The sequence below is a fragment of the Hydrogenophaga sp. IBVHS2 genome, from assembly GCF_002127215.1.
Classification (GTDB): domain Bacteria; phylum Pseudomonadota; class Gammaproteobacteria; order Burkholderiales; family Burkholderiaceae_C; genus Hydrogenophaga.
In genome coordinates this window covers 226,874-248,195 of the sequence record NZ_NFUT01000004.1, presented here as the reverse complement: position 1 = coordinate 248,195, position 21,322 = coordinate 226,874, and the positions used below count along the sequence as shown (strand labels likewise).

General features: G+C 68.9%; 24 protein-coding genes and 1 pseudogene. 16 read left to right on the top strand and 9 right to left on the bottom strand.

What is annotated here, in order from left to right; translation table 11 throughout:
• Positions 1-12: 12 nt before the first annotated feature.
• Complete coding sequence (locus tag CAP38_RS11935) at positions 13-489, top strand: MarR family winged helix-turn-helix transcriptional regulator (RefSeq protein ID WP_086121622.1); 477 nt, start codon at positions 13-15, stop codon at positions 487-489.
• A gap of 9 nt (positions 490-498) precedes the next feature.
• Here CAP38_RS11935 and arfB read toward each other — a convergent pair whose 3' ends face one another.
• From arfB to CAP38_RS11920, 3 genes are read right to left on the bottom strand one after another with little or no spacing between them, the layout of a single operon-like run.
• On the bottom strand, positions 499-897 hold the full coding sequence (gene arfB, locus CAP38_RS11930; protein ID WP_086121621.1) for an alternative ribosome rescue aminoacyl-tRNA hydrolase ArfB: 399 nt from the start codon (positions 895-897) through the stop codon (positions 499-501).
• Positions 898-927: 30 nt separating this feature from the next.
• A complete protein-coding gene (locus tag CAP38_RS11925; RefSeq protein WP_086121620.1) occupies positions 928-1,473 on the bottom strand; it encodes a cytochrome b/b6 domain-containing protein in 546 nt (181 codons plus the stop codon).
• Positions 1,470-1,727, bottom strand: a complete 258-nt coding sequence (locus tag CAP38_RS11920; protein ID WP_086121619.1) for a PepSY domain-containing protein — start codon at positions 1,725-1,727, stop codon at positions 1,470-1,472. Before CAP38_RS11920 ends, CAP38_RS11925 begins: the two co-directional genes overlap by 4 nt.
• Before the next feature lie 113 nt (positions 1,728-1,840).
• Between CAP38_RS11920 and mnmA the strand changes: the two genes are divergently transcribed.
• Positions 1,841-2,968, top strand: a complete 1,128-nt coding sequence (mnmA, locus tag CAP38_RS11915; RefSeq protein ID WP_086121618.1) for a tRNA 2-thiouridine(34) synthase MnmA — start codon at positions 1,841-1,843, stop codon at positions 2,966-2,968.
• A 4-nt stretch (positions 2,969-2,972) separates the two neighbouring features.
• Here the strand turns inward: mnmA and CAP38_RS11910 are convergent, their stop codons facing one another.
• Complete coding sequence (locus tag CAP38_RS11910; protein ID WP_086121617.1) at positions 2,973-4,325, bottom strand: DUF3422 family protein; 1,353 nt, start codon at positions 4,323-4,325, stop codon at positions 2,973-2,975.
• A gap of 138 nt (positions 4,326-4,463) precedes the next feature.
• Between CAP38_RS11910 and CAP38_RS15620 the strand changes: the two are divergent.
• A pseudogene (locus tag CAP38_RS15620) lies at positions 4,464-4,961 on the top strand (7TM-DISM domain-containing protein); the annotation flags it as partial.
• 97 nt (positions 4,962-5,058) lie between these two features.
• Positions 5,059-5,910 (top strand): HAMP domain-containing sensor histidine kinase, encoded by an 852-nt coding sequence (locus CAP38_RS11900; protein ID WP_143435821.1) that lies wholly within the window; start codon positions 5,059-5,061, stop codon positions 5,908-5,910.
• On the opposite strand, the gene CAP38_RS11895 is transcribed toward CAP38_RS11900, so the two are convergent.
• On the bottom strand, positions 5,864-6,355 hold the full coding sequence (locus tag CAP38_RS11895; RefSeq protein ID WP_086121615.1) for an NUDIX hydrolase: 492 nt from the start codon (positions 6,353-6,355) through the stop codon (positions 5,864-5,866). The genes CAP38_RS11900 and CAP38_RS11895 overlap by 47 nt on opposite strands.
• 110 nt (positions 6,356-6,465) lie before the next feature.
• Between CAP38_RS11895 and CAP38_RS11890 the strand changes: the two genes are divergently transcribed.
• The 5 genes from CAP38_RS11890 to CAP38_RS11870 are packed head-to-tail and all read left to right on the top strand — an operon-like array spanning position 6,466 to position 11,917.
• A complete protein-coding gene (locus CAP38_RS11890) occupies positions 6,466-7,599 on the top strand; it encodes a Re/Si-specific NAD(P)(+) transhydrogenase subunit alpha (protein WP_086121614.1) in 1,134 nt (377 codons plus the stop codon).
• 1 nt (position 7,600) lies between these two features.
• A complete protein-coding gene (locus CAP38_RS11885) occupies positions 7,601-7,921 on the top strand; it encodes an NAD(P) transhydrogenase subunit alpha (protein WP_086121613.1) in 321 nt (106 codons plus the stop codon).
• Positions 7,918-9,342 (top strand): NAD(P)(+) transhydrogenase (Re/Si-specific) subunit beta, encoded by a 1,425-nt coding sequence (locus tag CAP38_RS11880; RefSeq protein WP_086121612.1) that lies wholly within the window; start codon positions 7,918-7,920, stop codon positions 9,340-9,342. The genes CAP38_RS11885 and CAP38_RS11880 overlap by 4 nt, the downstream gene beginning before the upstream one ends.
• A gap of 25 nt (positions 9,343-9,367) precedes the next feature.
• A complete protein-coding gene (locus CAP38_RS11875) occupies positions 9,368-11,050 on the top strand; it encodes a long-chain-fatty-acid--CoA ligase (protein ID WP_086121611.1) in 1,683 nt (560 codons plus the stop codon).
• 45 nt (positions 11,051-11,095) lie between these two features.
• Entirely contained in the window at positions 11,096-11,917 is an 822-nt protein-coding gene (locus CAP38_RS11870; RefSeq protein WP_179188538.1) for a 5'-methylthioadenosine/adenosylhomocysteine nucleosidase, read from the top strand.
• Here CAP38_RS11870 and corA read toward each other — a convergent pair.
• The 3 genes from corA to CAP38_RS11855 all read right to left on the bottom strand — a co-directional run bounded on the left by corA (position 11,856) and on the right by CAP38_RS11855 (position 15,985).
• Positions 11,856-12,842 (bottom strand): magnesium/cobalt transporter CorA, encoded by a 987-nt coding sequence (gene corA / locus CAP38_RS11865; protein WP_086121610.1) that lies wholly within the window; start codon positions 12,840-12,842, stop codon positions 11,856-11,858. The genes CAP38_RS11870 and corA overlap by 62 nt on opposite strands.
• Positions 12,843-13,005: 163 nt before the next feature.
• Positions 13,006-14,250, bottom strand: coding sequence for a patatin-like phospholipase family protein (locus tag CAP38_RS11860; RefSeq protein WP_086121609.1), 1,245 nt, complete (start codon positions 14,248-14,250; stop codon positions 13,006-13,008).
• 31 nt (positions 14,251-14,281) lie between these two features.
• Positions 14,282-15,985: an ATP-binding protein gene (locus CAP38_RS11855; RefSeq protein ID WP_143435820.1), complete on the bottom strand. Its 1,704-nt coding sequence runs from the start codon at positions 15,983-15,985 to the stop codon at positions 14,282-14,284.
• Between the two features lie 275 nt (positions 15,986-16,260).
• On the opposite strand from CAP38_RS11855, the gene hpf reads away from it, so the two are divergent.
• From hpf to hprK, 3 genes are all read left to right on the top strand, one after another.
• Entirely contained in the window at positions 16,261-16,590 is a 330-nt protein-coding gene (hpf, locus tag CAP38_RS11850; protein ID WP_086121607.1) for a ribosome hibernation-promoting factor, HPF/YfiA family, read from the top strand.
• Between the two features lie 153 nt (positions 16,591-16,743).
• The gene (locus tag CAP38_RS11845; protein ID WP_086121606.1) at positions 16,744-17,214 is read left to right on the top strand and encodes a PTS sugar transporter subunit IIA; all 471 of its coding nucleotides are present in this window, start codon (positions 16,744-16,746) and stop codon (positions 17,212-17,214) included.
• A 22-nt stretch (positions 17,215-17,236) separates the two neighbouring features.
• Complete coding sequence (gene hprK / locus CAP38_RS11840) at positions 17,237-18,187, top strand: HPr(Ser) kinase/phosphatase (RefSeq protein WP_086121605.1); 951 nt, start codon at positions 17,237-17,239, stop codon at positions 18,185-18,187.
• Positions 18,188-18,199: 12 nt separating this feature from the next.
• Here the strand turns inward: hprK and fur are convergent, their stop codons facing one another.
• Positions 18,200-18,640: a ferric iron uptake transcriptional regulator gene (gene fur / locus CAP38_RS11835; RefSeq protein ID WP_086121722.1), complete on the bottom strand. Its 441-nt coding sequence runs from the start codon at positions 18,638-18,640 to the stop codon at positions 18,200-18,202.
• 60 nt (positions 18,641-18,700) lie between these two features.
• Between fur and CAP38_RS11830 the strand changes: the two genes are divergently transcribed.
• From CAP38_RS11830 to CAP38_RS11815, 4 genes are read left to right on the top strand one after another with little or no spacing between them, the layout of a single operon-like run.
• Positions 18,701-19,303, top strand: coding sequence for an outer membrane protein assembly factor BamE (locus CAP38_RS11830; protein WP_086121604.1), 603 nt, complete (start codon positions 18,701-18,703; stop codon positions 19,301-19,303).
• Positions 19,300-20,103, top strand: coding sequence for a 4-hydroxy-tetrahydrodipicolinate reductase (gene dapB, locus CAP38_RS11825; protein WP_086121603.1), 804 nt, complete (start codon positions 19,300-19,302; stop codon positions 20,101-20,103). Before CAP38_RS11830 ends, dapB begins: the two co-directional genes overlap by 4 nt.
• Positions 20,104-20,128: 25 nt before the next feature.
• Positions 20,129-20,782, top strand: a complete 654-nt coding sequence (locus CAP38_RS11820; protein WP_086121602.1) for a MotA/TolQ/ExbB proton channel family protein — start codon at positions 20,129-20,131, stop codon at positions 20,780-20,782.
• The gene (locus CAP38_RS11815) at positions 20,779-21,207 is read left to right on the top strand and encodes a biopolymer transporter ExbD (RefSeq protein ID WP_086121601.1); all 429 of its coding nucleotides are present in this window, start codon (positions 20,779-20,781) and stop codon (positions 21,205-21,207) included. The genes CAP38_RS11820 and CAP38_RS11815 overlap by 4 nt, the downstream gene beginning before the upstream one ends.
• Positions 21,208-21,322 lie beyond the last annotated feature (115 nt).

The window sequence follows — 21,322 nt, the reverse complement described above, 5'->3', positions numbered from 1 at the left end:
CGCCGCTGCCCCATGAACCAGCCCCTTGCCCCTGCCGTGCGCATCGACGACATGCCGGGCCACCGCATCCGGCGGTTGCACCAGATCTCGGTGGGCATCTTCCTGCAGGAGCTGGGCGACATGGCCCTCACGCCGGTGCAGTTCGCCGCCTTGCAGACGGTGGCCCATGCGCCAGGGGTCGACCAGCGCACGCTGGCCGGCACCATCGCGCTGGACACGTCGACCACCGGCGGTGTCGTCGACCGTCTGGAACAGCGGGGCTGGCTCGAACGCCGCACCGCACCCGACGACCGCCGGGTGCGCCAGCTCTGGCTCACCGAGGCGGGGCAGCAGGTGCTGGCCCAGGCCGTGCCGGCGGTGCAGCGTGCGCAGGAGCAGATCCTGGCGCCGCTCGACGAGGCCGATCGCGCCGTCTTCCTGCGCCTGCTGCAGCGGCTGGTCGATACCAACAACGCCCACAGCCGGGCGCCCGGCGACGTGTCGCGCTGAGCGGCCGGATCAGTCCAGCACCCGCGAGCGCGCCTGCTTGGTGACGCTGCGCAGCGCCTTGCCCTGAAGCCGCCTCTGTTGCGAGGCCCGGGTCGGCCGGGTCGCCTTGCGCTCCCGCGGGGGCACCGCCACGCTGTCCACCAGCGCCTGCAGGCGGGCCAGCGCATCGGCCTTGTTCTGCTCCAGGCTGCGGCTGCCCTGGGCCTTGATGACGATCACGCCGTCCTGCGTGATACGGGTGTCGCTGAGCGCCAGCAGCCGGTGCTGCACCGCCTCGGGCAGGGAGGAGCCATGCACCGCGAACCGCAGGTGCACCGCGTTGGAGACCTTGTTGACGTTCTGACCGCCTGCACCCTGGGCACGGATGGCGGTGAACTCGACCTCATGGACTTGAATGACCGGGCTCATGGCGGGAGTGTGCCAGCGCACCGGTCGGGCTCAGTAGCGTTCCTTCACGCCGGTGAACATGGCCTTGACCAGACGGGTGCGTTCGATGCGCCCCATCACCAGCGCAGCAGCGGCGTGCAGGGCGGCGAGCCAGATCAGGGTCTCGGCCAGGCCCTCGTGCAGCTCCTGCACCCATTCCACGCCCCAGAAGGCATCGGTGCCCTGCAGCCAGCCGGTCAGCCCCAGGCCCAGCACCAGCGCCATCAGCGCCAGCATCATCAGTGCGCCCAGCGGGTTGTGACCGGCGTGCTCGGGGATTTCGCCTCGCAGCAGGGCGCCGACGTGTGTGCGTACGCGGCGGGGGGTCGGGAACCAGTCGGCGAAGCGGGCATGGTGGCTGCCGACCAGCCCCCACAGCAGCCGCAGGACGACCAGCGCGGTGGCCGTGTAGCCGATCCATTCGTGCAGCCACTCGCCTTCTTCCACCACCCAGCTGTTGAGCACCACACAGCCCACCAGCGACCAGTGGAAGACCCGCACCAGCGGGTCCCAGACGCGAACCCGGGATGCCGGGCCCGTGGCGGACGGGGCGGTCATTTGCTCTCGATCGCCCGGCCGGTGGCGGGGTCGAAATAGATCTCGACCTTCTTGCCGGTCTTGTCGGTGCCGTAGATCTCGTAGCACTGGCCCTTGGTGACCTTGAAGTTGCGGATGCTGTAGCCCTGGTCCTTGAGCTCCTGCTGGAACTGGGCCTCGGGCTTCCAGCTGTCTTTCGGTGCGTTGCAGGTCGGGCCGGCGGAAGCGGCCACAGCGGTCAGGGCCAGAGCGGCGGCGGTGATGGTGTGTTTCATGAGGGACTCTTTCGTGGGTGAGGGATTGCAGGGCCGGCTTCTGTGAACCGGTACCTGTATTCCAAAGCCCTCGGGTGATCCGAGCCTTAACCCGCACTGCGGATAATTGCGACATGAGTAACAAACAGCATGTCCGCCAGCGGGTGGTGGTCGGCCTCAGCGGCGGTGTGGATTCCGCCGTCAGTGCCTGGCTGCTCAAGCAGCAGGGGCATGAGGTGGTCGGCATCTTCATGAAGAACTGGGAAGATGACGACGACAGCGAACACTGCACCAGCCGCCAGGACTGGATCGATGCGGCCAGCGTGGCCGATGTCATCGGCATCGACGTGGAACACGTCAACTTCGCGGCCGAGTACAAGGACCGGGTGTTCGCCGAATTCCTGCGCGAGTACCAGGCCGGCCGCACGCCCAACCCGGACATCCTGTGCAATGCCGAGATCAAGTTCAAGGCCTTCCTCGACCATGCCATGCGGCTGGGCGCCGGGAAGATCGCCACCGGCCACTACGCGCGGGTGCGCGAGCAGGACGGCCAGGTGCAGCTGCTCAAGGGCCTGGACCCGCTCAAGGACCAGAGTTACTTCCTGCACCGCCTGACCCAGGCCCAGCTGGCCAAGACCCTGTTCCCGGTGGGCGAGCTGCCCAAGACCGAGGTGCGGCGGATCGCGGCCGAGATCGGCCTGCCCAACGCCCGCAAGAAGGACAGCACCGGCATCTGCTTCATCGGCGAGCGGCCGTTCCGGGACTTCCTCAACCGCTACATCGCCAAGGAGCCCGGCCCGATCAAGGACGAGCGCGGCCGCACCATCGGCGAGCACGTGGGCCTAAGCTTCTACACCCTGGGGCAGCGCCAGGGGCTGGGCATCGGCGGGGTGAAGGCCAAGGGCGCCCAGAAGGGCGGCAGCGAGCACGAACCCTGGTTCGTGGCCCGCAAGGACATGGCAGCCAACACCCTGTGGGTGGTGCAGGGACACGACCATCCCTGGCTGCTGTCACCCCGGCTGCAGGCCCAGGACGCCAGCTGGGTGGCCGGCACGCCACCGCCGCCCGGTCGCCTGGGAGCCAAGACCCGCTACCGGCAGAGCGACGCCGCCTGTGCGGTGCAGGCCGACAGGGCTGGCGGCTTTGCGCTGGCCTTCGACAGCCCCCAGTGGGCCGTCACACCGGGGCAGAGTGCGGTGCTCTACGACGGCGAGGTCTGCCTGGGTGGCGGCGTGATCACCACGTCCGCCGAAACCGCCTGAGCCCTCAGTCCGGCTGGCTCGGCCGGTTCAGCCGCGCATGGATGCGGCGGGTGGTGCGCCACACCGCCCACAGCACCAGCGGCACCATCGCGCCGGCCGCCACCTCCGGGTGCACCGGCAATCCGGCGGCCTTGGCGCCCTTGCCCACATACAGCAGCAGGCTGATCACGTAGTACGAGATGGCCGCGATGGACAGCCCTTCCACCGTGGTCTGCAGCTGCAGCTGCAGTTCCTGGCCGCGGGTGAGCTTGGCCAGCAGCTGCTGGTTCTGTGCCTCGGTGACGATGTCCACCCGGGTGCGCAGCAGGGCGCTGGTGCGGGCGATCCGCTCCGACAGCGAGGTCAGCCGCCGTTCCGACGCGGCCACCGTGGCCATGGCCGGCGAGAGCCGGCGCTGCATGAACTCGCCGATGGTCTGCGTGCCCGGAATCGGCTTCTCGCGCAGTTCGTGGATGCGCTGGGACACCAGGGCATCGTAAGCGCGCGTGGCGGCAAAGCGGTAGACGTTCTCGGCGGTGGCCCGCTCCACGCTGGCGGCCAGCGCCACCAGGGCATCGAGCAGCGCTTGCTCCGACGTGGCCTTGCCCTCCAGCTGCGCGGTGATCACCGAGAGCTGCTGCTCGGCCTGGGCCAGGGTGGGGCCGAGCGCCTTGGCCACCGGCAGACCGCGCAATGCCATCAGCCGGTAGGTCTCCAGTTCGAGCAGGCGCTGCGAGATGCGGCCGGCGCGGGTGGCGGTGGTGCCGGGCGGGGCAATCACCAGCATGTGCTCGAAGCCGGAGGGCCGCAGGTGGAAGTCGGTCACGGCCCACGAATGGCCGCCGCCGAGCTGGGAGGCCACCACGGTGCGCCCTTCGAACCAGCGGGCGGCCGGCTCCATCAGGCGGGCCTGCGCTGCCGGTGTGGCCTCGGGCAGGGCCGCTTCGACCATGGCCAGCCGGATGGCGGCCACGGTACGGCCCGGGATCCGCTGCAGCCAGTCGGCGGGCACTTCCGCCGGATCGAGGTGCAGGGCTGTGGTGTCGGCCAGCGAGGTGCCGGCGGGCAGCGGCAGCACGATGGAATAACGGGTGAACTCGGTGTGCCGCTCCCATTTGAGGGTGCTGGTGCCCAGGTTCAGCCGGACAAAGTTGCCGGCCAGCTCGTCCAGGACCAGGTCCTGCTGACCGCGCAGCTGCCGCAGGTGTTCCCACTCGGTGGCGCGGCCGACCCCCTCGTTGAGCACCGCCACGAACACCACCAGGGCCGGCAGCTGGATGCGGGCCGGAGGGCGGGCATGCACCTCGTTGTGCAGTTCATGGCGCAGCGGATCGTCCGGTGGCAGGCCGCCGGCAGCGTGGGCAGTGGGATCGGACATGGTCGGGGCAGCGGGGGGGATGCCCCTCACTGTATGCGAAAGCGGCCGGTCGTCCACCGTCGAATACTGCGCTCGCAGTATGTGCAAGCCCGGTGACCGGTTTCGATACTCCCCTCCGGATGGCAGCAGGAGGAAGCCATGGGTTCAACGAGGGGTCTGCCGGCCTGCTGGCTCGCGGTGCTGGTCGGTCTGCTGCTGATGGTGCCGCGCGGGTCCGCTGCGGTGCAACCGCCGGAGCTGCTGGTCGAGGGGGACGCCCGCTACGAACTGCTGCCTTACGCGCTGCACGCGGAAGATCCCACCGGGCGCTGGTGGCCCGCCGACCTGGAGGGCCGGTTGTCGATTGCGGACGGCGGCCCGGTGTTCCACCGCCTGGTGGCGCCCGAGTCCGGCATCCGCCTCGGCTTCAGCCCCCACGCCCAATGGTTCCTCATGCACCTGCGGCACGTCGAAGGCCATCCGGTGCGTCGCTGGCTGGTGGTGGCCAACCCGCACCTGGACCGGATCGATCTGCTGGTGGGCAGTCAGGGGCAGCTGCTGACCCAGTACCGGGGGGGCGACCTGTTCCCGTTCGATCACCGCGCCGTGCCCCACCGGCAGCACGTGTTCCCGATCGATCTGCTGCCGGGCCAGGACATCGAGCTGTATCTGCGGATCCAGTCGGGCAGCTCGCTGGACGCGCCCGTCGAGCTCTGGCTGCTGGCCCCGACCGGACCTGCTCAGCCAGCCGCTGGTGATCTGCTCCGTCATCGACATGGTGCTCATGGCGTTCGCGCTCGGGGAGCGCATCCGGGCCGAGCGGCGTGCCAAGCAGCGCGCCCAGGCCATGCAGATCCGGGAGGCTGCCCGGCTGCACGAGGTGCGCAGGACCTCGGCCGAGAAATCCCGCCTGCTGGCCGCCGTCAGCCACGACCTGCGCCAGCCGGTCTACGCCATCACCCTGGCCACGCAGAGCCTGGCGCAGCAGACCGGGCGGCCGGTGTCGTCCGTCACGCTGATGCAGATGCGGGCGGCCATCGCATCGGCCGACCACATGCTCGATTCGTTGCACACCATGTCGCGGCTGGAGGTCGGCGCCCTGCGGCCGCACTTCTCGCAGTTCTCGGTGCAGCCCTTGCTGGAGCGCATCGACGTGATCTACGGCCTGCAGGCCCGCACCAAGGGATTGCGCTGGACAGTCACGCCCTGCGTGACCGAGGTCCGCAGCGACGCCGTCCTGCTGGAACGCATCCTGGGGAATCTGGCGGCCAACGCGGTGCGCTACACCCTGCGAGGGGGTGTCGTGGTCGCGTGCCGCCCACGCCGCGACGCCCTGCTGATCCAGGTCTGGGACACCGGCATCGGGGTGCCGCCCGAGAATTTCGAGTCGATCTTCGGTGCGTACTTCCGGGGTGTGCCCGAGACCGAAACCGACAACGGTGTGGGGCTGGGCCTGTTCATCGTCCGGCACGCCTCCGCCCTGCTGGGCATCACGCTGGGCTTGCGCAGCCGGCCCGGTCGGGGGTCGTGCTTCTGGCTGCGCATACCGCTGGCGCGCGTCAGTCGGCAGGCCGGTGCGGAGCCTGTTGGACCGATGGATCGGTGAACACGGTGTCCATGGGCAGCCGGCGGCCGGCCAGGTGGTCCTCGATGCACCGCAGCACCAGCGGGCTGCGGTGCCGGGAGGCGCTGGCGCGGACCTCGTCGGGCGTCATCCAGAGGGTCCGCACGATGCCGTGGTCCAGGCTGCGGCCCGGGTCCGGCTCGCCGACCGATCCGCAATAGGCCAAACGCAGATAGGTGATGTCGTCCGTGCCCCGCTGGAACCGCGACAGGTACACCCCCACCAGCGCTTCGGCCCGGAAGCTGCAGGTGGTTTCTTCCAGGGCCTCGCGTTCCACCCCCTGCTGCGGGCTTTCCCCCGGGTCCAGGTGGCCGGCCGGGTTGTTCAGGCGCAGGCCCTCGGGCGTGTGCTCCTCGACCAGCAGGTAGCGGCCGTCGCGCTCGATGATCGCAGCCACGGTGACGCTGGGTTTCCATCGGTTGTCCATGGGCGGATTATCAGCGCCCGGGGTGTGGCTGCCGCCCGGGCGACGAAGCTGACAGCGGGCTTTCGGGTAAGCTCCCGCGCGATCGATCACACAGAGCGAGGAGACCTCCGATGCTGATAGGCGTACCCACTGAGACCGCGGCGGGAGAAACCCGCGTTGCCGTCACCCCCGAGACGGCCAAGAAACTGGTGGCCCAGGGACATGCCGTGCAGGTGCAGTCCGGTGCCGGCCTGGCCGCCAGTGCCACCGACGAGGCCTACAAGTCGGTCGGCGCCACCATCACCGACGCCGCCGGCGCCCTGGGGGCCGAACTGGTCCTCAAGGTGCGCAGCCCCTCGGATGCCGAGCTGGCCCACATGAAATCCGGCGCCACCCTGGTGGGCATGCTCAATCCGTTCGATGCGCCGGGTCTGCAGAAGCTGGCCGCCGCCGGCCTGACCAGCTTCGCGCTGGAAGCCGCACCGCGCACCACCCGGGCCCAGAGCATGGACGTGCTCTCGTCGCAGGCCAACATCGCCGGCTACAAGGCGGTCATGCTGGCGGCCAACCGGTACCAGCGCTTCTTCCCCATGCTCATGACGGCGGCCGGCACGGTCAAGGCGGCCCGTGTGGTCATCCTGGGCGTGGGCGTGGCCGGTCTGCAGGCCATTGCCACCGCCAAGCGCCTGGGCGCCGTCATCGAGGCCAGCGATGTGCGCCCCTCGGTGAAGGAACAGGTGGAATCGCTGGGCGCCAAGTTCATCGACGTGCCGTACGAGACCGCCGAAGAGAAGGAAGCCGCCGAAGGGGTGGGCGGCTATGCCCGCCCCATGCCGCAGAGCTGGCTGGACCGCCAGAAGGCCGAAGTGGCCAAGCGCGTGGCCCAGGCCGACGTGGTCATCTCCACTGCCCTCATCCCCGGTCGTGCCGCGCCCACCCTCGTCACCGAGGACATGGTGCGCAGCATGAAGCCGGGATCGGTCATCGTCGATCTGGCCGCCGGCAAGGGCCCGGGCGGCGTGGGCGGGAACTGCCCGCTGACCGTGGCCGACCAGACCGTGGTGCAGCACGGCGTGTCCATCATCGGCGAGACCAACCTGCCGGCCATGGTGGGCGCCGACGCCTCGGCCCTGTATGCCCGCAACGTGCTCGACTTTCTCAAGCTCGTGCTGCCCAAGGATGCCACCGCCGTGCAGGTGCCGATGGACGACGACATCGTCGCGGCCTGCCTCATGACCCAGGCCGGTGAAGTGAAAAGGAAGTGACATGGACGCCGTATCTCCCACCCTCATCAACCTCATCATCTTCGTGCTGGCCATCTACGTGGGCTACCACGTGGTCTGGAACGTCACGCCCGCGCTGCACACGCCACTCATGGCCGTGACCAACGCGGTGTCGGCCATCGTCATCGTCGGCGCCATGCTGGCGGCCGCCCTGACCGAGACGCCCCTGGGCAAGACCATGGGCGTGCTGGCCGTGGCGCTGGCGGCGGTCAACGTGTTCGGCGGCTTCCTGGTGACCCGCCGCATGCTTGAGATGTTCAAGAAGAAAGAGCGCAAGGCGCCGGCCGCAGGGGACCAAGCATGAGCATGAACCTGGTTGTCCTGTTGTACCTGGTCGCCTCGGTGTTCTTCATCCAGGCGCTCAAGGGGCTGTCGCACCCCACCACGTCGATCCGCGGCAACGTGTTCGGCATGACCGGCATGGCCATTGCCATCCTGACCACCTCGGCCCTCATCGTCGAGCTCTCCAGCGGCCAGGCCGAAGGCATGGTCTGGGTGCTGGTGGGTCTGGTGATCGGCGGCGGCGCCGGTGCCGTGATGGCCCAGCGTGTGGAGATGACGAAGATGCCCGAGCTGGTGGCCTTCATGCACAGCATGATCGGTCTGGCGGCGGTGTTCATCGCGGTGGCGGCGGTGGCAGAGCCGTGGGCCTTCGGCATCGCGGCCAAGGGCACGCAGATCCCGTTCGGCAACAAGATCGAGCTGTTCCTGGGCGCGGCCATCGGTGCCATCACCTTCAGCGGCTCGGTCATCGCCTTCGGCAAGCTCTCGGGCAAGTACAAGTTCCGCCTGTTCCAGGGTGCACCGGTCACCTTCGGCGGCCAGCACCTGCTGAACCTGGCACTGGGCATCGCCACCATCGGCCTGGGCGTCTTCTTCGCCTTCACCGAGAACTGGACCGCGTTCTTCGTGATGGTGGCCCTGTCCTTCGTGCTTGGCGTGCTGATCATCATCCCCATCGGCGGCGCCGACATGCCGGTGGTGGTGTCCATGCTCAACAGCTATTCGGGCTGGGCGGCGGCGGGCATCGGCTTCTCGCTGAACAACGCCATGCTGATCATCGCCGGCTCGCTGGTGGGCAGCTCGGGCGCGATCCTGAGCTACATCATGTGCAAGGCCATGAACCGCTCGTTCATCAGCGTGATCCTGGGCGGCTTCGGCGGCGAGGCCGGCACGGCAGCGGCCGGCGGCGGCGTGCAGCGCACGGCCAAGAGCGGCAGCGCGGACGATGCTGCCTTCATCCTGGGCAACGCCGAGACGGTGGTCATCGTCCCCGGTTACGGTCTGGCGGTGGCCCGCGCCCAGCACGCGGTCAAGGAGCTGGCGCACAAGCTCACCGAGAAGGGCATCACCGTCAAGTACGCCATCCACCCGGTGGCCGGGCGCATGCCGGGCCACATGAACGTGCTGCTGGCCGAGGCCGAAGTGCCCTACGACCAGGTGTTCGAGATGGAGGACATCAACGGCGAGTTCGGTCAGGCCGACGTGGCCATCATCCTGGGCGCCAACGACGTGGTGAACCCGGCCGCCCTCCAGAAGGGCTCGCCCATCTACGGCATGCCCATCCTGGAGGCCTACAAGGCCAAGACGGTGATCGTCAACAAGCGTTCGATGGCAGCCGGTTACGCCGGCCTGGACAACGAACTGTTCTACATGGACAAGACCATGATGGTGTTCGGCGACGCCAAGAAGGTGGTCGAGGACATGACCAAGGCCATCGAGTGATTCCCTCCTGCAGGAGACCATCCCCATGACCCCAGCCACTGCCGACCGGCCCTGGCTGGCCGCCTACCCGGAAGGCGTGCCGGCCGATATCGATGTCAGCCAGTACCGCTCCCTGGTGCACCTCATGGAGGAGAGCTTCGAGCGCCACGCCGCGAAGCCCGCCTACAGCTTCATGGGCAAGGATGTGAGCTTTGCCCAGGTGGACAGCCTTTCGCAGGCCTTTGCGGCCTATCTGCAGGGGCTGGGGCTGGTCAAGGGTGACCGGGTCGCCATCATGATGCCCAACACGCCGCAGTACCCGGTGGCGGTGGCCGGCATCCTGCGGGCCGGCTTCGTGGTGGTGAACGTCAACCCGCTCTACACCGCACGCGAACTCGAGCACCAGCTCAAGGACTCCGGCGCCAAGGCCATCGTCATCATCGAGAACTTCGCCACCACGCTGCAGCAGTGCATCGCCCAGACGCCGGTCCGGCATGTGGTGCTCACCGCCATGGGTGACCTGCTGGGTCTGCTCAAGGGGACGCTGGTGAACTACGTGGTGCGGCACGTGCGCAAGATGGTGCCGCCGTTCCAGCTGCCCGGTGCGGTGCGGTTCAACGACGCCATTGCCCGCGGCACCCGGGGCACGCTCAAGCGTCCCGAGCTGCAGCCCGACGACATGGCGGTGCTGCAGTACACCGGCGGCACCACCGGTGTCAGCAAGGGTGCCGTGCTGCTGCACCGGAACATCCTGGCCAACGTGCTGCAGTCCGAAGCCTGGAACCAGCCGGTCATGTCGCGCGTGCCGGCCGGCGAGCAGCCCACGGCCGTGTGTGCGCTGCCGCTGTATCACATCTTCGCCTTCACGGTGAACATGATGCTGGGCATGCGCACCGGCGGCAAAGCGATCCTGATCCCGAATCCGCGCGACCTGCCGGCGGTGCTCAAGGAGCTCTCGCGCCACACCTTCCACAGCTTCCCGGCGGTCAGCACCCTGTTCGGTGGTCTGGCCAACCACCCTGATTTCGGCACCGTGAACTGGAGCAACCTCAAGGTCTCGGTGGGCGGCGGCATGGCGGTGCAGAGCGGCACGGCCCGGCTGTGGCTGGAGAAGACCGGCTGTCCCATCTGCGAAGGTTACGGTCTGTCCGAGACCAGCCCGTCGGCCAGCTGCAACCCGACCACCAGCACCGAGTTCACCGGCACCATCGGCGTGCCGCTGCCCGGTACGTGGATGGTCTGTCTGGATGACGACGGCCGCCCGGTGCCGCCCGGTCAGCCCGGCGAGATCGCCATCAAGGGACCGCAGGTCATGGCCGGCTACTGGCAGCGACCGGACGAGACCGCGAAGGTCATGACGGCCGACGGTTACTTCAAGACCGGTGACGTGGGCATCATGGACGACCGCGGGTACTTCCGCATCGTCGACCGCAAGAAGGACATGATCCTGTGCGCCGGCTTCAATGTGTACCCCAACGAGATCGAGGACGTGGTCTCGCAGCTTGCCGGGGTGCTGGAATGCGCGGCGGTGGGCGTGCCGGACGAGAAGGCCGGGGAAGCCATCAAGCTGGTGATCGTTCGGCGTGACGCGGCGCTCACCGAGGACCAGGTGCGGGCCCACTGCCGCGCCAACCTCACCGGCTACAAGCAGCCCAAGGTGGTGGAGTTCCGCACCGAGCTGCCGAAGACGCCGGTGGGCAAGATCCTGCGCCGCGAACTGCGGACCTGACCCGGACCGGAGCCGGCCCCGGCCGGTTCTGGTTCAATCCGGGGCATGCATACCCATGCCCCTATTGGTTCACCGCTGGCCATCGTGGCCGCCCTGCACGAAGAGATCGCCGACCTGATCGCCCGCATGCCGGACGAGCAGCGCGAGCGCCATGCGGGTCGCGATTTCTGGCGTGGGCACCTGCACGGCCAGCCGGTGGTGCTGGTGCTGTGCGGCATCGGCAAGGTGGCGGCCGCCACCACTGCTGCGCTGCTGGCCGAGCGGTACCGGGTGGGCCGCATCGTCTTCACCGGTGTGGCCGGAGGCCTGGGGCCGGGCGTGCGGGTGGGCGACCTGGTGCTGGCCCGGCAGTTCCTGCAGCACGACATGGACGCTTCGCCCCTGTTCCCGCGCCACGAGGTGCCGGGGCAGGGCCGATCCCGTTTCGAGGCCGATGCCCTGATCACGGAAGCGCTGGAGCTGGCCTGCGAGCGCATGATCACCAGCCTTCCCGCCTTGCTGCCGCCGTCTGCGGTGCAGGCCTTCGGTCTGCAGTCCCCCCGGCTGCACCAGGGGCTGCTGATCAGCGGAGACCGTTTCGTGGCCACGACGGCGGAGAGCCAGGCACTGCAGCAGGAACTGCCGGACGCCCTCGCGGTGGAGATGGAAGGGGCCGCCATGGCGCAGGTCTGCCACGACCTCGGTGTGCGGCTGGCCGTGGTGAGGACCATCTCCGACCGGGCCGACGACGCAGCCCATGTCGATTTCCCGCGCTTCCTGCGCGAAGTGGCCAGCCGTTACAGCACGGCCGTCGTCGAGGCGCTGCTCACTTCAGCCAGCCCCGTTTGCGGAAGTACAGCATCGGCCCCACGGCCGACAGCACCATGAGCGCCAGTGCGTAGGGGTAGCCCCATTCCTGGGCCAGCTCGGGCATGTGCTGGAAGTTCATGCCGTACACGCTGGCGATCAGCGTGGGGGGCAGCAAGGCCACGCTGGCCACCGAGAAGATCTTGATGATCTTGTTCTGGTTGATGTTGATGAAGCCGACCGTGGCGTCCATCAGGAAGTTGATCTTGTCGAACAGGAAGGCGGTGTGGCCGTCCAGCGAATCGAGGTCGCGCAGGATCTGGCGTGCATCCTCGAACTGCTCGGCGCTCAGCAGCCGGCTGCGCATCATGAAGCTCACCGCGCGGCGGGTGTCCATCACGTTGCGGCGGATGCGGCCGGACATGTCCTCATGCCGGGCAATGGCCGCCAGCGCTTCGCCGGCCTTGTTGTCGGTCACCTCGCCGGCGAGCACCTGGCGGCTGACCTTCTCCAGGTCGTCGTAGATGTCCTCCAGCGTGTCGGCGCAGTACTCGGCGTCGGCGTCGAACAGCATCAGCAGCACGTCCTTGGCGTCTTCGATCAGGCCCGGCATGCGCCGCGCGCGCATGCGCAGCAGGCGGAACACCGGCACGTCCTCGTCGTGGATCGAGAACAGAACGCCCCGGCTCTTGAGCAGGTCGTTGTTCTCGTTGAGGATGAAGGCCACCCGCACGGCGCGCGGGTTGTCCGGGTCGTCGATCAGGAAGTCGCTGCGCACATGCAGCTCGCCGTTGTCCTCCTCGAAGAAGCGGGCGGATTCCTCAATGTCCTCGTCCATCGCGTCTTCCGGGATGGACAGGCCGAAGTGCTGCTTGACCCAGCGCCGCTCTTCCGGGGTGGGGTCTTCGAGGTCGACCCAGATGGGCTTGAACCGCGCGAGTTCCTCGAGCGATTCGATCTCTTCCTGGAAGAGGCGGCCGTTGGCCAGGGTGAAGACGTTGAGCATGGATGGCTCCCGGCGGGTGGGCGGTCTGCGGAATGAAGGGCGGTTCGGGGCTGCTTTCAGCCTGCGATGCCGCGGGTCCGTCAGACGGCGGCGGGGCGGGCTGAAAGCACGCAACTGGGTGGCGTGCTGTCCATGCGGTTCTCCGTTGGGGGGGATGGGCGGATTATGTCACCGGCCCATGACGGCCCATCGCTGCGTCACCGGCCAGAAAGGCCGTCAGTTCGTCCTTGCGTCGCCAGGCGTCGTGCTCGCCCAGCTGGATGAGGGCCTGCACGAAACCCGGCTCGAACAGCAGGTAGCTGGCCAGCGCGGCGGCGCTGCCAGCAGCTCCCCGCGCATCGTCCAGCGCGCCCAGACCCACCAGGGTGTTGAGGGTGGAGGCGGGCAGTTCGCCCAGGTGCTTCATGGCCAGTTCGTCCAGCGAGAGGCTGGGCTGTATCGCCAGCACCTCCACCGGCCGGTAGGGCAGTGCGGCGGCCAGATCGGGCGGCAGCCGGGCCAGTGTCTGGCTGACCCGGGTGGTCTGTTCCACGTCGGCCTGCAGCGTGTCATGGAAGACGCTGGCCATGGCATGGCCGGCGATGGTGCCGGCCGTGGGCTGACCGGCATGGGCCGGCGCCAGGCCCGCGCGCTGCGGCTGTCCCACCCCGATGACCATCACCCGGCGCGCGCCGGCCTGGATGGCCGGCGACAGCGGCGAGAGCTGGCGCATCGATCCGTCCCCGAAATGCTCGAGGTGGCCTTCGACCCACAAGGGCACCGAGGGGAAGAGGAAGGGAATGGCACTCGAGGCCATCAGGTGCTCGATGGTGATGGGCTGGAACTCGGCGCGCCGACCGGGCCGTCGCCAGGGCCTCAGCTCGCACCGGTTCGCGGTCTGGCAGAACGTCCAGTGTTCGCCGGTGGTGTAGCTCGAGGCGGTCACGCCCAGGCCGTCGATGACGCCGGACTCCAGTGCCGACTCCAGTTGCCGCAGGTCGATGGCCTTGTGCAGGGTGTCGACCAGGGGCAGGGTGTCGAGCAGGGCGCGGTGCTGCCGGACCTGGCGGGCCAGGGTCCAGCCCGCCAGCAGCCGGCTGGCGCGCACCCAGGAAGGGGCTTCCAGCCGGTAGACCCGCTCCGACCGCAGCTGGGCCCAGAACGCGGCCATGCCGTCCAGCGCGTCCAGCCCCTGCGCCGACCGGCTGGCCAGGTAGGTGGCATTGAGCGCGCCGGCCGAGGTGCCGAAGAGCCAGCGGAACGGGAAGCCCGGTCCGGCCGGACGGCGCATCCCCGCCACCGCCTTGAGCACCCCGGCCTGGTAGGCGGTTCGTGCCCCGCCGCCCATCAGCACCAGCGCGCAGCCGCCGTCGTGGATGGGGCGGCTGGCATGGCCGAGGTTGTGGCTGATCAGCGTATCAAGTGACATGTCGGGCTCCGCAGCGATGGGCCCATTGTGCTCATTCCGCTGGCGGGCTGCGGTGGCGCAGCTGGCCCCTCAGCAGGGCGGGCTCGACCGGCTTGTGCCACACCTGCACATCGAGCGAGGCCACCTGCTGCATGGTGTCGCTGGAGGTGTCGCCGGTGATGATGGCGATGGGCACGCCCGGGGCCAGCCAGCTGCGCAGCTGCTCCACCTGGGTCTGCGGCGTGGTGCCTTGACCCAGATGGTGGTCCAGCAGCACCAGCGACGGGGCGCATGCCGATCGCACCAGTTCGATCCGCGCCTCGTTGAGCGAGCGGGCGATCAGGGGGCGGACCCCCCAGCTCTCCAGCAGCAGCCCCATGCCCACGAGGATCTGCTCGTCGTCATCGACCACCAGAACGCACTGGCCCGGTGCCAGCAGGGGTGGGCGGAGTGCCTCGGGCGCCGGGTCGGGCGCGTCACAGACCGGCAGCTGGAAGCGGAACACCGACCCGCGACCCAGTTGCGACCGCACCGTCACCCCGGTGCCCAGCAGATCCGCCAGCCGCTGCACGATGGCCAGTCCCAGTCCGAAGCCACGCAGGCGGCTCGGGTCGTCGCCTGCGTTGCCCGCCTGGAACCAGGCGTCGAAGAGACGCGGCAGATCGGTGGCCGGAATGCCGATCCCGCTGTCCCATACCGCCAGTTCCACGCGGTCGGCGCGCTGGCGGGCGGTCACCAGCACACCGCCCTTTCGGGTGTAGCGGACCGCGTTGGACAGAAGGTTGAGCAGGATGGTGTGGAGCACGTCGGGATCGGTCCGGACCCAGACCTCGGACGCCACGACCCGCATGCGCAATCCCCGCGCCTCGGCCTGCGCCCGCACCGCGGCGCAGGCCCGTTCCAGCGCCACGCCGCAGTGCACGGGGATCCGCTGGGTCTCCACCGTGCCCGCGTCCAGCCGCGACAGCTCCAGCAGCAGGTCGAGCAGGTGCCCCACCCCGACCAGCACCGCCTTCATGCGGCCGACGATCAGGCGCATCACCCGGACCGATGGCTGACCGGATTCCAGCTGTGCCTGCAGTGCCGGGACGAACAGGCCCATGGCGTGCAGGGGCTGGCGCAGGTCGTGGCTGGCAGCGGCCAGGAAGCGCGACTTGTCCCGTTCCGATGCCATCGCATCGTCCCGGGTCCGCGTGAGCTGCTGCACCAGCCGTTCGTTGTGCAGCTGCAGCCGCAGCTGGGTCTCCAGGGTGCGCGGGATGGCGCGGGCAAACGACGCGGTGAAGACCAGGTACAGCAGCGACAGCAGGCCCAGGATCCGCAGGCTGGGCGTCGGCTCCATCAGGCAGCGTGCCGCGAAAGGGAGGATGCAGGGCAGCGCGAACGCCGCGTGAGCCGGCCAGTAGGCCCCGATGGAGTGCGTCGAGCTCGACAGGAGTCCACACAGGATGGCGACCACCAGGGCGATCGACAGCGGGTCCTGGGGAACGAAGAAGAACCAGGCCATAGCCCCCCAGAGGATGCCGGCCAGTCCGCTGCCGAGGGTGAGCATCCGGGCCCGGCGGACGGCCGTGTCCGCCGTGGCCGGCTGGTGCCGGTAGCGGTGCCACAGCAGCAGACGGGCCCCCGAGAAACCGATCATCACGGCCAGCCAGGCGAGCACCAGGTCCCTGGGCATGCCCAGGTGGTCCAGCAGGACCGCGGCGCCAGCGGCCAGCAGGGTGGTGCCGGCCACCATGGCGGGCAGATGCCGCACCAGGATGTCGGTCTGCAGCTGCAGCAGCCGTGGCCCGACATCCGCTGGGCCGAACGATGGCGGCCCGGATGGTGCTGGGGTGGTCGGATGCGGGGGAGTCACAAAGCAAGCAGATGAGCGGCTTGTAACCCGAGAATGTTAATTCGAAAGCATGATGTCGGCGGGTCGGCTTGCCACCGGGCTGCTTCGGGGGCATAGTGGGTTCAAGCCATCCCCGTGGCCGCAGCCATCTGGCCGGCGGCCTGTGTCAACCCGGAGCAATAGGAGGCTCATCCATGAACCTGACGATCAGCGGTCACCATCTGGAAGTCACGCCCGCCCTGCGCGGATACGTCACCAGCAAGCTCGAACGGATATCGCGGCACTTCGATCAGGTGGTCGACATCAAGGTCCTGCTGACGGTGGACAACCTGAAGGAAAAGGACCTTCGCCAGCGCGCCGAGTGCAACATCCACGTCAAGGGCCGCGACCTGTTCGCCGAGAGTGCCCACGCCGACCTGTACGCTGCCGTCGATGACCTGGCCGACAAGCTGGACCGTCAGGTGCTGCGCTACAAGGACAAGGCCCAGGACCACCACCACGAGGCGGCCAAGCGTCTGATGTGATGCCGCTTCGTGATGCTTCGCACGGCCGGCCGTCCTCGGCGGCTCCGTGTGTTGCGCCGCAGCAATCAGCCGCTTTGTCAAGCGGCTTTTTTGTCCCCCACGCCTAGCCATGGGGGACCAACTCGGCATAATTCGCGGTCCGAAAGGGCCCGCATGAACCGTCTATCCGCCATATTGCCTGCCGCACAGGTGCTGGTCAGCGTCGAAGCGACCAGCAAGAAACGCGCGTTCGAAGAAGCCGGTCTGCTGTTCGAGGGCCTGCATGGCCTCAACCGCGCCCTGATCACCGACAGCCTGTTCGCCCGTGAACGCCTGGGTTCCACCGGACTGGGCCACGGCGTGGCCATCCCGCATGGCCGCATCAAGGGGCTGAAGCAGCCGCTGGCCGCGGTGTTCCAGCTGGGTCAGGCCATCGGCTTCGATGCGCCGGACGAGCAGCCGGTCCAGCTGATGATCTTCCTGCTGGTGCCCGAGGCAGCCACCCAGAAGCACCTGGAAATCCTCTCCGAGATCGCTGAACTGCTCAGCGACAGCGCCCTGCGCGAGCAGATGAAGTCCTCGAGCGATGCGGCCGCCCTGCACGCATTGATCTCGGGCTGGCAATCGGCCCACGCGGCCGCCTGACCACGGCCACCGGCGCACCGGCTTGAAGCCCACCGTCGTCAGCGCCGACGTCCTGTTCGAGGACCACCGCGAACCGCTGAAGTGGCAATGGATTGCCGGCCTGGGCGCGTCCGAACGCCGTTTCGACGAGGTGGCAGTGCGCGCCGCCCGCTCCGGCGCCGACCTGGTGGGTTATCTCAACTACATCCACCCGTACCGCCTGCAGGTGATCGGCGAGCGCGAGGTGGCCTACCTCACCAGCCCGAATGCGGACGACAACCGTCGCCGGGTGGCCCGCATCGTCACGCTCGAGCCTCCGGTGCTGGTGGTGGCCGACGGCCAGACGGCCCCCGACGAGCTGATCGCCATGTGCGAACGGGCCCAGATCCCGATGTTTGCCACCCAGGAGTCGGCGGCCTTCGTGATCGACGTGCTGCGCGCCTATCTCTCGCGCCACTTTGCCGACCGCTCGACCATGCACGGTGTCTTCATGGACATCCTGGGCATGGGCGTGATGATCACCGGCGAATCCGGTCTGGGCAAAAGCGAGCTGGGCCTGGAACTGATCTCGCGCGGCCACGGTCTGGTGGCCGATGATGCGGTCGATCTCTACCGCATCAACCAGACCAGCATCGAGGGCCGCTGCCCCGAGCTGCTGCAGAACCTGCTGGAAGTGCGGGGCATCGGCCTGCTGGACATCAAGGCCATCTTCGGCGAGACGGCGGTGCGCCGGAAGATGCGGCTGCAGCTCATCGTCCATCTGGTGCGCCGCGAGACCATGGAGCGCGACTACGAGCGCATGCCGCACGAACCGCTCTACCAGGACGTTCTGGGCGTTCCGGTCCGCAAGGCCGTGATCCAGGTGGTGGCCGGGCGCAACATCGCGGTGCTGGTGGAAGCGGCGGTGCGCAACACCATCCTGCAGCTGCGCGGCATCGACACCTACCAGGAGTTCGTGGCCCGCCACCGGGCCGCCATGAGCCGGGGCGAGTGATCGGTCAGCGCCTCAGCGCTGCCCGTTCTTGTGGCGGTGTTCGCAGTCGGTCTTGGTGCAGTTGGCGTAGAGCGAGAGGGCGTGCTCCTGGAGCTTGAAGCCGCGCGTCTGGGCCACCAGCTGTTGCCGGCTCTCGATCTCGGCGTCGAAGAATTCTTCCACCCGTCCACAATCCAGGCAGACCAGGTGGTCGTGGTGCTGGCCCTCGTTGAGCTCGTAGACCGCCTTGCCCGATTCGAAGTTGCTGCGGGTCAGCAGCCCGGCCTGCTCGAACTGCATGAGCACCCGGTAGACCGTGGCCAGCCCGATGTCGGAGCGTTCCTCCAGCAGCACGCGGAAGACGTCTTCGGCGGTCATGTGCCGCTGTTTGGCCGACTGGAAGACTTCGAGGATCTTCAGGCGCGGCAGCGTGGCCTTCAGGCCCGTGCTCTTGAGTTCTTCGATGTTGGTCATGGTCGGTGCCCGGGCGCTGGAGCAGGGCGGCGACACCACCCCGATGGCTACAATGGTCGGATGATATCGCCACCTGTGTCCCTGCTCCACCCGTCGTCGCCCGTCCGATCTGCCGTGGCCCGAGCGGGCATCCGGCTGGCGCTGCTGGCCTCGGTCGCCGGATTGAGCGCCTGCGCCAGCGTGACCGACCGGCTCCCCTCGGTGACCAGCCTGGTCACGCCCTACCGCATCGACATCGTGCAGGGCAACGTGGTCACCCGCGAACAGGCCCAGGCCCTGCGCACCGGCATGTCGCGCGAGCAGGTGCGCGGCATCCTGGGCTCGCCGCTGGTGGCCAGCGTGTTCCATGCCGATCGCTGGGACTATGTGTTCAGCTTCTCGCGCCAGGGCCAGCCGCGCCAGCAGCGCAAGGTGGCGGTGTTCTTCAAGAACGATGTGCTCGATCGCTTCGAGGCCGACGAACTGCCCAGCGAACTCGAGTTCGTGGCGTCGCTCGACGTGAAGCGCGGCAGCGGCAAGACCCCGGTGCTCGAGGCCACCGAAGAGCAGCTGAAGAAGTTCGAGGAAGCCAACCGGCCGCGCAACCCGGTGCCGGTACCGGCGGCAGAGCCGGCCCCCACCACCTCCAGCTTCCCGCCGCTGGACGCCGGAGCCGCCCGATGAGCCACCGTGTCTGTGTGGCCGGCGCCAGCGGGCGCATGGGCCAGATGCTGATCGATGCGGTGCGTGCTGCCGACGACTGCGTGCTCTCGGGCGCCCTCGACATCCCGGCCAGCCCTGCCATCGGCCAGGACGCCGGCGCCTACGCCGGCCAGCGCCTGGGGGTGGCCATCACCGCCGACGTGGCCGCCGGCCTGCAGGGCAGCCAGGTGCTGATCGACTTCACCCGCCCCGAAGGCACGCTGCTGCACCTGCGCGAATGCGTGAAGCAGCGGGTCAATCTGGTGATCGGCACCACCGGCTTCACCGATGCCCAGAAGGCCGAGATCGCCGAGGCGGCCAAGCACATCGGCATCGTCATGGCGCCCAACATGAGCGTCGGCGTGAACGTCACGCTCAAGCTGCTGGAGATGGCGGCCAGGGCGCTGTCCACCGGCTACGACATCGAGATCATCGAGGCCCACCACCGCCACAAGGTGGACGCGCCCAGCGGCACCGCACTCAAGATGGGCGAGGTCATTGCCGACGCGCTGGGCCGCGACCTCAAGGATTGCGCGGTCTATGCCCGCGAGGGCGTGACCGGCGAACGCGATCCGTCCACCATCGGCTTTGCCACCATCCGCGGTGGCGACATCGTGGGCGACCACACGGTGCTGTTCGCCGGCACCGGCGAACGCATCGAGATCACCCACAAGTCCAGCAGCCGGGCCACGTACGCCCAGGGCAGCCTGCGCGCGGTGCGTTTCCTCGCGGGCCGCTCCGCCGGCCTGCACGACATGTTCGACGTGCTCGGCCTGCGCTGAGCCGCTCCTGCCCCGGGCGGTCCGCATGATGGAACTGTTCGCCCGAGCCGACCTGGTGGGCCGCAGCGTGGCCCTGATGCTGCTGCTCATGTCGGTGGTCAGCTGGGTGCTGATCCTGCGCAAGGGCTGGCTGCTGCAGCGGGCGTCCCGGGACCTGCCGCTGGCGCTGGCGGCGTTCTGGCAGTCGCCGGACTGGGCGGTCGCATCCGGTCGCCTGCCGGCGCTCGATCCGGTGGGACTGCTGCGGCCCCTGGTCGAGGCCGCCCTGCGTGTGGATGCCGGATCCGGCAGCACCCTGGCTGCCACCGGCGAGCGCACGGCCCGCCTGACCCGCCAGCTGCGCGATGCCCTGACCGATGTCGTGCGGCGGCTGCAGACCGGCCAGGTCTGGCTGGCCACGGTCGGGGCCACAGCGCCTTTCGTGGGGCTGCTGGGCACGGTGTGGGGCATTCACGAGGCGCTCTCCGCCATCGGTTCGGAAGGGGCGATGCGCATCGAGCTGGTCGCCGGTCCGGTGGGGGAGGCGCTGGTCATGACCGCCGCCGGTCTGGCGGTCGCCCTGCCGGCGGTGCTGGCCTACAACCTGATGGGGCGCCGCATTGCGCGGCTGGAGGCCGATCTGGAAGGCTTCGCCCACGACCTGCGCGAGCTGCTGGCACCGGCCGGCCCGCACCCATGAGCTTCGGTCGGCTCTCCGGTGCCCGGCGCGCCGAGCCCATGAGCGAGATCAACGTCACGCCGCTGGTGGACGTGATGCTGGTGCTGCTGGTCATCTTCATCGTGGCCGCGCCGTTGATGGCCGGCCGGCTGGCGCTCGAGCTCCCGCGCGCCGAAGGTGCCGCGACCGGCCTGCCGGCGGCCGCCTTGCGGCTGTCGATCGATGCGGTGGGCGCCGTGACCCTGGACGACCAGCCGGTGTCCGACGGCCAGCTGCGCCAGCGCCTGCAGGACGCGGCCACCGCCCGTCCCGACACCGAGCTGCTGCTGCAGGCCGACACCACCGTTCCCTATGGCCGGGTGGCTGCGCTGATCGGCACGGCACAGGCGGCCGGGCTCTCGCGCATCGGCTTTGTGACCCTTCCTGCCGACGGCGCCCCCCGCTGACCGCGGGCTGAGTCCGCCGCGACGGTCTGCCGGAACGGTGCCGGCCTAAAATCCGCGATCCGCCCGGTATGCCCGGGCCGGGCGCTTGCGCTCCCGCTCCATCGAATTCCATTGC